We start from the raw sequence: 13,970 nt of genomic DNA, 5'->3' as shown, positions 1-13,970 counted from the left end.
CACTCATTCCCCATCATACTGAATACGCAATAGATATTTGCGGTAATGACGCAGCTCGCTGATAGATTCCCGAATATCAGCGAGCGCCAAATGTTGATTGGCTTTCTTAAACCCCGCCGCAATTGTTGGCGCCCAAGATTTTGCCAAGATTTTAATACTACTGACATCCAAATTGCGGTAATGCACAAAGGCTTCTAATTCAGGCATCCAGCGCGCTAAAAACCGCCGATCTTGACAAATACTATTGCCACACAACGGCGCTCGTTGTGGATTGCAGTATTGCATGATGAAGTCCAATAGCACCCGTTCCGCCTGTTGTTCATTATAAGTGCTGGTGCGCACTCGTGCTAATAATCCCGATTGTTGATGATGCGTTTTATTCCACTCATCCATCGCGGCGAGGCAAGTATCGGATTGATGAATGGCAATCACCGGCCCCTCAGCTAATACATCTAATTGATTGGTTGTAATGATAACGGCAGCTTCTAAAATCCGATCTGTGAATGGGTTTAATCCCGTCATTTCTAAATCCATCCATACCCAGGTATCGTCTTTATTAATCATTGGTATTCCATATTTTGTTAATTAAAACATTGCCGCCAACGGGGTTTCACTGGCGCGATTATCTCAACGATTATGCCACGCCGCGCATTATCTAAACAGCAAGCGCGGCGTATTAACGCAGCCCACGAACGGCGGCAGCAATTAGAAGCACCGTCAATCAACGCAATGGCCACTGATGATCTCACCCCACAGCGCGGTCAAGTTATTGTGCGTTATGGTGCTGAATGCGCGGTCATGGCCATCAATCAACAATTGTACCATTGCACCAGCCGCCAACATTTAGGTCATTTAGTGTGCGGTGATGAAGTCATTTGGCAGCCGACGGGTAATAATAGCGGTGTCATTACCGCGCTGCTGCCGCGTCATACGGTATTAAGTCGCCCGGATTATAGCGGGCGTGATAAACCATTAGCCGCCAATGTCACGTTAATGGTCATTGTGATTGCACCTGAACCGCTTCCGTCGAACAGTTTAATAGATCAATATTTAATTGCAGCGGAATTGATTGGCGTAGCGACGTTAATTGTCTGTAATAAAATAGATTTATTAACCACAGCGGCGGCCACTGAGTTCATTTCTCAATTTGATTATTATCCTGCTATTGGTTATGCGCTATTACCCATGAGTGCGGTGCCGGGCGCTGAATTGACAATGCTCATGGCGCACTTGCAATCACAGACCGCAATATTCGTCGGGCAATCCGGCGTTGGTAAATCCTCGTTAATTGCGGCGTTATTACCCGATCAAGCGGTGCAAATTGGTCAGTTATCAGCGGCAACTGGATTGGGACGGCATACTACATCCGCCGCAACCTATTATTATTTGCCAACTGGTGGTGGCTTGATTGATTCGCCCGGGGTGCGCAGTTTTCGTTTAAAGCATTTAACTTTGAATGAATTAGAACGCGGGTTTCGTGAATTCGCGCCGTATTTGCAGCAGTGCCGTTTTAATGATTGTCAGCATCGCAGCGAACCCGGCTGTGCAATTAACGCCGCCGTCACCGCGGGTCAAATCAATCCCCAGCGCTTAAGCAGTTTTCATTCATTAGTGAATCAGTATTGCACCGGGTAATACCGTAGGATGCGGTGCGCTTGCGAACCGCATTATTTGTCACCATATTGAATCGAATGATGAAGTTCATGCTTCACCGCCGCCGCAATCGTGCGCTGGCTAATTGCACTATCAGCGCCCCTCTTGTTGTTTATATTAGGGTCATTTTATGCAAAACTTTTTAGAACTTATCCGAAGTTGTTTAACCGATGTCCGTGAAATCATGCCCTGGGATTTAGAAGAGCGGTTGCAAATCAATCCCAATATTTTATTGCTCGATGTGCGCGAGCCGCCCGAGTTTGCCGCTATGCACATTCCTAATTCTATTAACGTGCCGCGGGGTATTTTAGAATCAGCTTGTGAATGGGATTATGAAGAAACGCTACCAGAATTAGTCACGGCCCGCGAGCGCGAAGTGGTGGTGATTTGTCGCTCGGGACATCGCAGTATTCTCGCCGCGCATTCATTACAGGTGTTGGGGTATACCGATGTCGTGTCATTAAAAACTGGCGTGCGCGGTTGGAAAGATTATGAACAACCGTTAATAGATGGCAACGAACAGGCGGTTGATTTGGATAGGGCAGATGAGTATTTTACGCCGCAACTGCGCCCTGAACAGCGCCGTCCAAGTTGAAAACAGCTAACCGAAATTCAATGTCGTGACAGGAGTGTCCAGATTCTCGTGAATTGATTTTCAAACAGGTTTTCATTCCCACGCTGGCGCGTGGGAACGATCAACGTGGTGAGTTAATAAACGTTATGGATGTCAGAACCGTTATTTTAACGTTGGCAATTAGCTCGTTTGTTTTCGGTTTTTTGCTCATTATTTTTCAACATCAAAAAGAGAATTTAGATTCGCAGGTCATCCGCTATTGGATTATTGCAAAATTTCTACAGGGCGCCGGCTCGCTGTTACTCTACCTTAATCTGCCCGCAGAGGTTTTATTTTTAATTGCCGAGACGCTTATTATCATTGGGTGTGCGTATGAAAGCTGGGCAATATTTTACATCACGGATAAATCTGTTAATCAGCAAACACAATGGCTAGTGAGCCTAGTTATTGTGGTTATTTGCTTGTCAACGCTTAATCTAAACTTGACGCATCAAGCATCAATTTTGTTTCTGATTCACACGACTTTTTATGCGTTGCCAGGCTGGGCATTGTTACGCAACTCAGCCAGATCATTATTGCAGTCGGTGTTAGGATTTAGTTATTGGATATTAGCATTGCTATTTGGTGGGCGCGGTATTTGCCTGGCGTTTATGCCAGATCATTCTTACGTTGTTTGGCAACAGGTGTGTGAGTATGGCTTACCATTAGCGGTATTTTGCATTGTGTTGATGAGTGGTTTTAGTATGCTGTTATTGGCAAATGAAAAGAGTTATCGTGAATTACACGCGATGCAGAATACGTTAAAAAAGAGTGAAGAAGAATTAAAAAAAGCAAATAAACAACTGGCGGCATTGAGTAATACGGACGGTTTGACGGGGATTGCAAACCGCCGCTACTTTGATGAACGGTTCGCATTGGAATACAAACGCCTATCCCGACAACATGCCGAACTGTCCTTAGTTTTATTAGACATCGACTATTTCAAGAATTTTAATGATCATTATGGACATTTGGCGGGCGATGCGTGTTTAATGCGTGTTGCAAATACCATCACCATCTGTTTGAATCGCCCATCTGATTTGGCGGCGCGCTATGGCGGTGAAGAATTCGCCTGTGTTTTGCCAGAAACGGATCGAATCGGGGCAATGAACTTGGCAGAAAAAATTCGGATTGCTATTGAACAACTCGGTATTGAACATTCGGGATCGAGTATTGCCCAATGGGTGACGGTGAGTGTAGGCGTGGCAACTATTCGTTGTGATGGACACGATCACGCCCCCCGCGAGTTATTGGCACAGGCGGATCGTGCGTTATATGCCGCTAAAATGGCGGGGCGTAATCGCGTGGTAATTGATTCAGTGGAATAAACAAGACGGCCATGTTAATTAACCTTATTGCGAAACCACGAATCAATTATTGCTTCCACTATGTTAATTAAAACAACGGTAAAAATCCCATGATCGCATTACTTGATTACGGCGCTGGCAACGTGCGCAGTGTCCGCAACGCCGTCGCCCAACTCGGTTGTCAATTGACCGACATCACCGCACCCGAGGACATTTTGCGCGCCGAACGCATCATTTTCCCCGGCGTTGGTGCATTTGGCAGCGCGATGGCGCGGTTACAACAGCTCGGTTACATCGAACCACTGCGCGAGTATTTGGCCGCCGACCGCCCGTTTTTGGGCATTTGCATCGGGTTGCAATCGCTGTTTGAAGGCAGCGACGAAGCGCCCGGCGTGGCGGGACTGGGCATCATTCCCGGGCAAGTGCGCCGCCTCGACCCGCATTCGTTGTCCGTACCACACATGGGCTGGAACGGTATCCGCTTGACGCGCACCAGTCGCTGGTTAGCAACAGAAAAATCCGCCAAGTTGTATTTTGTCCACTCTTACGCCGCCCGCCGTACCGCCAGCAACTGCGACTGGGTGTTGGCAGAAACCGACTACGGTCAGCCGTTTATCAGCGCCGTGCAACGCGGGCAGGTGCGCGCCGTGCAATTTCACCCCGAAAAAAGCGGCGCGGTTGGCTTGGAAATTCTGCGGCGATTTTTGACCGGACGCGGGCAGATGACGCGGCGCGATCAGATGATTTACGCCCCGGTTGCCAGCGCGACGCATTTGGCCAAACGCATCATCGCGTGTTTGGACGTGCGCAACAACGATCAGGGCGATCTGGTCGTGACCAAAGGCGATCAATACGACGTGCGCGAGGCCGGCGAGGTGCGCAATTTGGGTAAACCAATTGAATTGGCGCGGCGCTATTATGAAGAAGGCGCAGATGAAATCACCTTTTTGAATATCACCGCGTTTCGGGATTCGCCATTAGCCGATCAACCGATGTTAGAAGTCTTACGCCGCACCTCTGAACAGGTGTTTGTGCCATTAACTATTGGCGGCGGGATTCGCGCCTTTACCGATCAAGACGGGCGGTTTTATTCGGCATTAGAGGTCGCGGCTGAATACTTCCGCTCTGGGGCTGATAAGATTTCTATTGGTTCGGATGCGGTGTACGCGGCGGAAGAATATTTAAACCGCGGTAATAAAGATGGCAGCAGTGCAATTGAACAGATCGCGGCGGTGTATGGCAATCAAGCGGTGGTGATTTCAATTGACCCGCGCCGGGTTTATGTTGCCTCACCCGATGAAACGACGCATACCTGTATTCCCACCACTGAACCGGGTCCGAATGGCGAAACCTATTGCTGGTTTCAATGCACGGTGCGCGGCGGGCGTGAAGGGCGGGATTTAGATGTCGTGCAATTAGCGCGGGTGTGTGAAGAGCTGGGCGCGGGTGAATTATTAATTAACTCAATTGACCGCGACGGCAGCAAACAAGGGTTTGATTTGGAGTTAATTGCCTTGATCCGCGACGCCGTGACTATTCCGGTCATTGCCTCCAGCGGCGCGGGTTGTCCGGCACATTTCACCCAGTTATTTACCGCGATCAATACAGTTGAAGCGGCGCTGGCTGCCGGTATTTTTCACCGCCACGAAGTGCCAATTGCCGCTGTCAAAACCGAATTGCGGCACTGCGGAATTGAAACGCGCTAATTGATTGGGGCATTCCCGCGAGCGATGCGGTTTATTCGCCGACCGCATCCTACGGCACTCGCGTCATCGGCATCATGTCAATATCACACGCCCCACCGACCGTCACCCGCTGCTGGCGCGGCGAGTCGGTGCAACTGCGCCCGCGAGTTTGAATGCGGCAGGTCAGCGCCAGCGGTTTGCCAGCGGTCAACCAACTGGGTGTGGTGCGATAGCGCCCGATCTCGTCAAATTGACAACTGGTTGACACGCCGTAGGGGGTGCAACGCCGCGCCGCGCCACCGCTACTCAATTCCACCTTGCGCTCGTCTAACACAAACCCCGGGTAACGATCTATCAACTGGATGCGGTCATTGCCGCCCGCGTCGGTGGTAGTGCGCGCCTCCCGAAAGCGGTAGCCGCCGCTGACTGCCGTGTCAACGTGAACCCGCAGGTTGGCAATCAGCGCAAAATTGCCGCCGCGTTCCGCCACCGCGCCGGTGATGTATTCCAACCGCCGCTCGGTGGGAAAGCATTTGCCCATCGCCGGCGGGTGGTAATAATGCCGCAGCGCGGTCAGATCATCCAGGTCATTGCCGGGGAACAGTTCCAACAACTCCGCCGAACTGCCGTACAGAATTTTCTCAGCTGCACCAACGGTTTGCGTGTACATCGCCTGCAAGCGCTGCGGGGCGGGTTGCTCGGCCAAATCGGTACGCAAATAACACGAGGTCAGGCCGGAAATCTGCGTCAAATACGCATCCCAAATGTTGTACTGCCTCGGATTGGACGTAACGCCTTGAAAATCACCAGGAAATTGGCAGCCTTGCCGTGAACTGCACTGCCCGACAGCGCGGTTGCGAATAGACAACACAATCACGTTACGCTCACACGCCCCGTAGGCATTGCAGCCGCGCCCCAAATGTCCTTCGTACAACGCGGTGCGCAGGGTGTAATCTAAATGTTTCGCTCGCGCCACTGTGGTTTTTTCCCACTGCCCGGCATGATTGGCAATAAAGCGATCCCACGCCGTCGCCAACGCCGCCCGCCGTCCGACCAGATGACGATTGACCTGCGCACACTCGGGGCTGTTGTGAAAAGTCCGCACGATGGCATCGAGGCGACTGGTGGCAGCGCGAGCAGCGCGATCTGGATCACCGCGGCCGGGCGGATCGAATGACGGCGGGCGCTCCAGTACAGACAGGTCACGGATGCGCAGGACGTGTGTTGGTTGGGCGCTACAGTGGTGATTAGTCACCTGTCGCGTTTTGCGCTCGGCAAGAGCGCGTTGGAAGCGCGCAGTTGCAGCGGGCGTGGCCTCGTCGGGATTGACGACGATTTCAAAGCCGACGTAGGGCGCACCGCTGTCGTCGGTCAACGCCTGTCCGTTGCGTACCACAAGGCAGGGAATAACTGACGTGCCTTGTGGTAAAGAACCGACAGCCGCGCCGACGCCGTGCGGGGTGAGCGCGTAATAAGACATGCGCGCTGGGCCGTTGAATTGATACAGAGTCATCACCGGCGCGGCGGGAATTAAGGTCGCCGCTTGGGCGGTGGTGATTAATCCAATTGCATTTAATCCCATCCAAACCAATACCAATAGCCTCACCAATAACCGATTATGCGCAACCATATTTTAATTCACTCAATTAGCAGACACACGCTGACGCTGGATCAAATTGATTAAAATACGGCAGCAACAGGTTTTCCATCGTATAAAAGCCTTGTTTTTTATCAATCAGATTAGTGACGGCAAAGAGGACGCCGTTACCAAAGGCTTCGCGGGTAATTGATTCGTGGGTCAAACGCACGGTTTGATAGGGGAAGCCAAATAAGATTTCGTGCCGTCCAACAATTCCGCCCGCTCGCACCGTTTTAATCAACTCTGGATCAATATCCAAATTATGCGCGATGATCTTAGCGGTGCCAGACACTTCTTTCTTATCTTTGAAATGTTCCTCGATGATTTCAATATCGGTATAGGGCGCAATTTGTTTTAACACTTTGGCGGCAATAATCAAAAAGTTAATGCCGATGGTGATATTGGGCGACCACAGAATGCGCGTTAATTCGGCCAATTGTTTGATTAACGCAATCTGCTCATCAGAATAAGACGAGATCGCCGTGACAATAGCTACATTCCGCTTGGCGGCCTCGTGACCGTAAAACTCAATTCCATCTACTGCGGAAAAATCAATGATGGCATCAACGGGTTTTTCGTCTAATAACCGCGCTGCCGTCCATTCATTTTTAGAAAAAATCAGTCCCGGTTCATCCGAATCAACACCTAAAAACTCCGGAACTGAGCGATGTTGCAACGTGTTTGATTTACGAATCACCCAAGCAAGATGCACACTTTTATTTAATAACAACACCGACGCAACGGCTTTGCCGGTTCTACCAAATCCAAATAAACCTACTTTCATCAGAGCGTCTCCTCATGCGACGCCAACTGCCAGTCAATTGAATTAATACTGACCAGTCCCCGCAATTATTCAGGGTTCAGTTGACGACGGTTGCACAGCATTCACGCGCAGCAGGGCGACCGTGATATTGTCAATTCCACCGCGCTTACAAGCTAATGTGACTAATGTTTCGACGGCGGTGTCTAATTGACCATGCGCGGCGGCTAATACATTTTGAATCTCGGTATGCGGTAGCATCCCAGTTAATCCATCGGTGCAAAACAAATACAGATCACCAGCGATTAATTGCGTAATCGCGGTCGTTGCTTTAATATGCGCGGTTGATCCCAATGCACGAGTTAATACATTATCAGTGATGCCGTATTCCCGCGCTTCGGCTAAACTAGGAAAGAACCCTTGATCTACGACCTCTTGAATAAACGAATGGTCTTTAGTCAATTGTTCTAATTGCCCGCCACGCAAGCGATAGAGCCGTGAATCACCGACATGTCCATACACCAACCAATCATCGCCCACATAGCCCATGACAATGGTGGTGCCCATGCCGGCGTATTGGGTTTGTTCTGTTGCCAATTTAATAATGGCACCATTCGCTTCATCAACCGCGGTTTCGGTTAATAATTGCGCCGGACGCGGTTCATCACACGGCGGCAGACGGCGAATAAACCGCTCACCAATCATATCAACCGCCATGCGACTTGCGACTTCGCCAGCGCTGGCGCCACCAACACCATCGGCAACAATAATGAGGCGGCTATCGGGATGAACGGCGACGGCATCTTCATTACTCGACCGTACCATTCCACGATGAGTGCGCCAGGCAAATTCCAGCGCCGGTTGTGCGATCTCAGCCAAGGTGTCACGCTCTCTTAAATGAAAACGAACAAGGGGTTAATTGCACCGCACACTGTGATTAATGTGCGCTGACTTGTGATTGATCTAACATTTTTGTTAATTGTTTTGGCTCAACAAAACCGGGGATCAATTCGCCACTATCTAATACCAGAGCTGGGGTGCCGCGAATATTCAACTGCTCACCCAATTCCATTTGTTGTTGAATTGGATTATCGCAGGTTTTATTCGGTACGGTTTCGCCATTTTTAGCGGCGGTCATGGCCGCTTTACGATCATCTGCGCACCAGACTGACACCGCTTTATCATAAGACGGCGTATTGATGCCGCTGCGCGGAAAGAACAGGTAATTAACGCTGATGCCGGCAGCATTATAATCGCCAATCTTTTGATGCAATTTGCGGCAATACCCGCAATCAATATCAGTAAAAACCGTCACGGTATGTTTCGGTTTATCCGCATTAAATTGAATCATTTTATCGCTGCCAAGCGCAGCTACTGCCACTCGCCGCGCCGCGGCTCGCGCCGTTTCAGTAATATCTTTGCGGGTGGTTAAATCAATAATGGCGCCATCAATTAGATACCGCCCATCATCAGTCATAAAGATCACCTGTGAACCGACATTCACTTGAAATAAGTTTTTAATTGGGCTGGGTTGAATAGCAGTGGCTTGTTCATCGGGTAGGACTTTTGCCAGCGCCGCTCGAATGGCCGTCGTTTCATCTGCAAATGCCGGTGCAATTGTCAAATTGCTGGCACACATCGCTGCGAATAATAATGATTGAAAACGCAAGGTCATAATGAATAATCCTTGGTGGCGCGTGCGCCAGGTGATGGAATAGTTTTTAAATAATGTTGAATTAATTGTTTCAAAATTCAAAACAATTAATTACTTTAGAACAGGAATGCCGTAATACCATTCAATATCAATTGATGGGTTGTGGTTTTGTTCAACGCAGCGCCTGGGGGATTTTAACCTATGTTGCCACTAATCGGCGCAATCCACCACTGTTACTCATTAACAAGTGGCGGGCGGCCGTTTAGGATAGCGACGTTGGGTCACAGATTCGACTAAAATCTCCCGCCATGCCCCTCCCACCTGACTAGTTGTCGCATGTCCGATTTCTCCTCCCCCACCGATGCTGAAGAATTTCCGTTATTAAGCACCATCAACGACCCCGCCGATCTGCGCCCGTTGTCCGTTGACCAATTAAAAATCCTCGCCGAGGAGTTGCGCATTTTTCTGGTTGAAAGCGTCTCGCGCACCGGTGGACATCTGGCCGCCGGGTTGGGCGTGGTGGAACTGACTATCGCGCTGCATTATGTGTTTAACACGCCCAAAGATCGCCTCGTCTGGGATGTCGGCCATCAAGCCTACCCGCATAAAATCCTCACCGCTCGCCGTCACCGAATGCACAAGATGCGCCAAAAAGACGGGTTATCGGGATTTCCCAAGCGCAGCGAGAGTCCGTATGACACCTTCGGCGTCGGGCATTCCAGCACCTCGATCAGCGCCGCGCTGGGCATGTCGCTGGCGGCCAAGTTGAAGGGCGAACGGCGCGACGTGATTGCGGTGATCGGTGACGGCGCGCTCGGCGGCGGCATGGCATTTGAGGCGCTCAACCACGCCGGCCCGCTCGATCCCGACCTGCTGGTGATTTTGAACGATAACGACATGTCCATTTCGCCGCCGGTCGGCGCAATTAGCGGCCATTTAGCGCGACTCTTGTCGGGGCGGTTTTACACCTCGATGCGCGAGGGCAGCAAAACCGCGCTGCGCACCCTGCCGCATTTGCGCGAACTGGTTGGGCGCTGGGAAGAACACATGAAAGGGATGCTCATGCCCAGCACCCTGTTTGAGGAACTTGGGTTTAATTACATCGGGCCAATTGACGGTCACGATCTGGACGCGCTGGTGTCCACGTTGCGCAACATGAAAAACATGCGCGGGCCGCGGTTTTTACACATCGTCACCCGCAAAGGTCGCGGCTATAAACCCGCCGAAGGGCAGCCGACCGCGTTTCACGGCGTCACGCCGTTCGATGCCAAAACCGGCGTAATGTTGAAAAAAAGTCACGCCAAAAGTTACACCGACATTTTTGGCGAGTGGCTGTGCGATGCGGCTGCGGGTGACGAGCGCCTCCTCGGCATCACGCCAGCGATGTGCGAAGGCTCGGGCATGGTCGAATTTTCCAAACGCTTCCCGACGCGCTATTTCGACGTGGGCATCGCCGAGCAACACGCGGTGACACTCGCGGCCGGCATGGCGTGTGAGGGCATGAAACCGGTCGTGGCGATCTACTCAACTTTTTTGCAGCGGGCGTATGACCAACTCGTCCACGATGTCTGTTTGCAAAATTTGGATGTCACCTTCGCCGTTGACCGCGCTGGTCTAGTCGGCGCTGACGGCGCCACCCACGCCGGCAGTTATGACATCAGCTTCGGCCGCCCGCTGCCCAATTTGGTCATCATGGCGCCAGCGGATGAAAACGAATGTCGGCGGATGTTGCAAACTGCGTACCTGCACCCCGGCCCCGCGTTAGTGCGCTATCCACGCGGCAGCGGCCCGGGGCTACCAGTCACGCCGCAACTGGAGACGCTGCCGTTTGGCAAGGGCGAAATCCGCCGTCACGGTCAACACGTCGCGCTGTTGGCCTTTGGCAGCCGCGTCACGCCAGCACTCGAAGTTGGCGCACATTTGAACGCAACGGTTGCCAACATGCGGTTTATCAAGCCGCTCGACGCTGACCTAATTCTCGACCTCGCCAGTCAACACCAATTGCTGGTGACGCTGGAGGAACACGCGGTGGCCGGCGGCGCGGGATCGGCCATTTCTGAGTTACTGGCGGAACACGGCGTGCTGATCCGCTGCCTGCATTTAGGTTTACCCGACTGCTGCCAAGAACAGGCCGCGCACGAGGAACAACTCTGCGCCTGTGGATTGGACGCCGCCGGTATTTTGGCACTGGTGACGGCGGAAATGGCGGAAATGGACTTGCCGCTGCCGCCCGCTGCTCTTCCCGTTGACACAGGGGGGCAGGGGGGATTTTGACACGGCGCCGCGCCATTATCGTCGTCATCCTCGCTGGCGCGGTGGTGAGCGTAGCCGCGGCCGTGACCGCGTGGATCAGCGTTCCACAGCGCACCGCCCAATTAGTCAGCGACCGCTATCAGGCGCTGGTGAATCAACTGGAAGGCAACGGCGTCTGGATTCGTCACCGTGAATTGACGCAACGGTCTCCAACGCACGCGCAGGCGGTGACGCGCTTGTCATTGCCGGCAGCGTGGTTGACTCCGCGCTGGCGCCAGTACGAGCTGGAAATCACCACCCAATTTGACTACGGCTGGCGCTGGAACGACTGGCAGCAGTGGCCACCGCTGCGGGTGCAGGCGCTCAGTCGGTGGCGGTTACTCGGTGCCGGGCGCGAGTTGCCGCCGCTGCGCACTGAAGTCACGCTCAACTGGGCAGGCGAGTTGACGGCCGAGTTGCGTTCTCCGTTTGTCACTTACAACGGCGCACCGCTGGTGGTGCAGGTGACTGATGGGCGGGGTAAGTTGCGCTGGTCACAGCAGCCGCCGCAGCCGAGTGAAGCGTGGCTGGAATTGGCCGCCGTGCAGGTGGCGACACCTGACCAGCGCGGCGTGTGGCTGCGGGATTTGCGAGTGCAGCTGCGCTGGGATGACCAGTTGCAGGCGCTGGTGACGTTGAACGGTCTCGCAATTGAAGGATTGGGCGGGATTAGCACGATGCAGTGGTCAAACTTGGCGGTGGAATTGACCACCAGCGCGTCACCCGCCGCGCCTTTGTCCGCTGATAGCGCCACGCGGGCGCTGCCGCCGATGGCGGATTTGCCACAGTCTCAGGGTGCTATTCAGTTGAACGTGACGCTGGATTCGTTGACGGTGCCGGAGAGTACCTATCACCCGCTGCGCTTCCAAGCCAAGTTGAGCGGCGTTGATCTGAACGCGCCGTTGCTGTCAACCGCTATGACGGATTCACAACCCGTTACTTGGCAGATGGCACTGCGGCGCTGGCTGGCGAGCGGCCGCCCCAAGTTGCAGGTAGAGCCGTTCACCATTGGCAGCGTGTACGGCGAGATGCGGGCGAATGTTGATCTGAGTGTGTCTGATCCCCAACTGGATAGGAATGCGCCCGTGCAGTGGGCGTCGCACCTGACCGGCAGCGGGCGGATCACCATGCCGCCGCCGCTGCTGCAAGTGTGGTTGGAAATGTGGCAACGGCGCCGGGTGCAGGCGGAATTGGCACAGCGCGGTGAGCCGATCGCGCCGCTGCCGCTGGTGTTGGAACGGGAACTGACTAACACGGCCAAAACGGCGCTGGTGGGGTTGGTACACGACGGCTGGCTGGTGCCGAGTGGCGCGGGTTTGGCGGCCGTGGTCACGTTCGATCAGGGGCAGGTGCGCGTCAATTATCACCGCTTGCAGGCACTCAATCCGAGCGCGGTGTTTGCGCTGCCGTCGCCGGCAACATCGGTAACACCTTGAAAGTATTATGGAATATAAAGATTATTATCGCATCCTCGGTGTCACCCGCGATGCGACGCCGGAGCAAATCAAACGTGCTTATCGCAAGTTGGCGCACAAATATCACCCGGATGTCAGCAAAGAGGCGCAGGCCGAGCGGCGGTTTAAAGAAATTAACGAAGCCCACGAGGCGCTGAAGGATCCGGAGAAACGCGCTGCTTACGATGCACTTGGGCGGAGTTGGCGGCCGGGTCAGCCATTTCATCCGCCACCGGGTGCGCGACCGCGAGGGCGGGAGACGGCGTTTGCCACCGAAGATATTGAACAATTTAGCGATTTTTTCTCCAGCCTGTTCGGTCGCGGTGGCTTTCGCCGTGATGCGCCACCCAATGCTGAGGCGACGGCGCGTGCCGAGCAGCCGCCGACCATGCCGATTGAGTTGACACTGGAGGAGGCATTTCAAGGCGCAGTGCGGCAGTTGCGCATCGAGTCGGGTGACGGGTCAGGCGGGCGGACGTTGAAAATTCGCATCCCGGCCGGTGTGACTGATGGGCAGCAGATTCGCCTTGCCGGTCAGGGGGCGACGGTGCGCGGGGTGGCGACCGATTTGTTTGTCGAGGTGCATCTGGCGCCGCATCCGCTCTACCGCGTGGACGGCAAACACCTGACCTTGACGTTGCCGATTGCGCCCTGGGAAGCGGCACTCGGGGCGACGGTCACGGTGCCGACGTTGGGTGGGGCGATCAGTTTGCGCATTCCGCCGCAGTCGCAGTCGGGGCAAAAGTTGCGCTTGCGCGGGCGGGGTTTAACGGGTAATCCGCCCGGCGATACGCTGGTGCAATTAGAAATTGTCAATCCGCCGGTGAAAACTGATGCGCAGCGGGCGGTCTTTGAACGCCTGGCCGAGCAATTCAGCGCATTTCAACCGCGAGCGACACTTGCGCAGGAATGA

13 protein-coding genes are annotated in these 13,970 nt (G+C 53.5%); 8 read left to right on the top strand and 5 right to left on the bottom strand.

The genetic code is table 11. From position 1 onward, the window contains the following. Nucleotides 1-3 precede the first annotated feature (3 nt). The gene (orn, locus tag HUK38_RS08280) at nucleotides 4-564 is read right to left on the bottom strand and encodes an oligoribonuclease (RefSeq protein WP_182583856.1); all 561 of its coding nucleotides are present in this window, start codon (nucleotides 562-564) and stop codon (nucleotides 4-6) included. A gap of 72 nt (nucleotides 565-636) precedes the next feature. Here orn and rsgA point away from each other — a divergent pair, with 72 nt between their 5' ends. From rsgA to hisF, 4 genes are all read left to right on the top strand, one after another. Continuing rightward, a complete protein-coding gene (rsgA, locus tag HUK38_RS08275; RefSeq protein ID WP_182583855.1) occupies nucleotides 637-1,635 on the top strand; it encodes a ribosome small subunit-dependent GTPase A in 999 nt (332 codons plus the stop codon). 148 nt (nucleotides 1,636-1,783) lie between these two features. Further along, a complete protein-coding gene (locus HUK38_RS08270) occupies nucleotides 1,784-2,248 on the top strand; it encodes a rhodanese-like domain-containing protein (RefSeq protein WP_182583854.1) in 465 nt (154 codons plus the stop codon). 125 nt (nucleotides 2,249-2,373) lie between these two features. Continuing rightward, nucleotides 2,374-3,594 carry a sensor domain-containing diguanylate cyclase gene (locus tag HUK38_RS08265; RefSeq protein WP_182583853.1) on the top strand — a complete coding sequence of 407 codons (1,221 nt, stop codon included), beginning with the start codon at nucleotides 2,374-2,376 and terminating at the stop codon, nucleotides 3,592-3,594. A gap of 89 nt (nucleotides 3,595-3,683) precedes the next feature. Next, nucleotides 3,684-5,279: an imidazole glycerol phosphate synthase subunit HisF gene (gene hisF, locus HUK38_RS08260; RefSeq protein ID WP_182583852.1), complete on the top strand. Its 1,596-nt coding sequence runs from the start codon at nucleotides 3,684-3,686 to the stop codon at nucleotides 5,277-5,279. A 49-nt stretch (nucleotides 5,280-5,328) separates the two neighbouring features. Here hisF and HUK38_RS08255 read toward each other — a convergent pair whose 3' ends face one another. The 4 genes from HUK38_RS08255 to HUK38_RS08240 all read right to left on the bottom strand — a co-directional run bounded on the left by HUK38_RS08255 (nucleotide 5,329) and on the right by HUK38_RS08240 (nucleotide 9,332). Further along, entirely contained in the window at nucleotides 5,329-6,888 is a 1,560-nt protein-coding gene (locus HUK38_RS08255) for a hypothetical protein (protein WP_238787536.1), read from the bottom strand. Nucleotides 6,889-6,904: 16 nt separating this feature from the next. Continuing rightward, nucleotides 6,905-7,681, bottom strand: a complete 777-nt coding sequence (locus tag HUK38_RS08250) for a 4-hydroxy-tetrahydrodipicolinate reductase (protein ID WP_182583851.1) — start codon at nucleotides 7,679-7,681, stop codon at nucleotides 6,905-6,907. A gap of 69 nt (nucleotides 7,682-7,750) precedes the next feature. Then, nucleotides 7,751-8,536: a PP2C family protein-serine/threonine phosphatase gene (locus tag HUK38_RS08245; protein ID WP_238787535.1), complete on the bottom strand. Its 786-nt coding sequence runs from the start codon at nucleotides 8,534-8,536 to the stop codon at nucleotides 7,751-7,753. 58 nt (nucleotides 8,537-8,594) lie between these two features. Further along, nucleotides 8,595-9,332 carry a thioredoxin fold domain-containing protein gene (locus HUK38_RS08240; RefSeq protein WP_182583850.1) on the bottom strand — a complete coding sequence of 246 codons (738 nt, stop codon included), beginning with the start codon at nucleotides 9,330-9,332 and terminating at the stop codon, nucleotides 8,595-8,597. 65 nt (nucleotides 9,333-9,397) lie between these two features. On the opposite strand from HUK38_RS08240, the gene HUK38_RS08235 reads away from it, so the two are divergent. The 4 genes from HUK38_RS08235 (at nucleotide 9,398) to HUK38_RS08220 (ending at nucleotide 13,970) form a co-directional block, all read left to right on the top strand. Further along, entirely contained in the window at nucleotides 9,398-9,577 is a 180-nt protein-coding gene (locus tag HUK38_RS08235; RefSeq protein WP_182583849.1) for a hypothetical protein, read from the top strand. A gap of 70 nt (nucleotides 9,578-9,647) precedes the next feature. Beyond that, entirely contained in the window at nucleotides 9,648-11,585 is a 1,938-nt protein-coding gene (gene dxs, locus HUK38_RS08230; protein ID WP_182583848.1) for a 1-deoxy-D-xylulose-5-phosphate synthase, read from the top strand. Beyond that, complete coding sequence (locus tag HUK38_RS08225; RefSeq protein WP_182583847.1) at nucleotides 11,582-13,039, top strand: DUF945 family protein; 1,458 nt, start codon at nucleotides 11,582-11,584, stop codon at nucleotides 13,037-13,039. Before dxs ends, HUK38_RS08225 begins: the two co-directional genes overlap by 4 nt. A 7-nt stretch (nucleotides 13,040-13,046) precedes the next feature. Then, complete coding sequence (locus tag HUK38_RS08220; RefSeq protein WP_182583846.1) at nucleotides 13,047-13,970, top strand: DnaJ C-terminal domain-containing protein; 924 nt, start codon at nucleotides 13,047-13,049, stop codon at nucleotides 13,968-13,970.

This window comes from Thiospirillum jenense (genome assembly GCF_014145225.1).
GTDB classification, from domain to species: Bacteria; Pseudomonadota; Gammaproteobacteria; order Chromatiales; family Chromatiaceae; genus Thiospirillum; species Thiospirillum jenense.
Note: the sequence above shows the minus strand (reverse complement) of the source record. Positions and strands in the feature narration are given on the sequence as shown.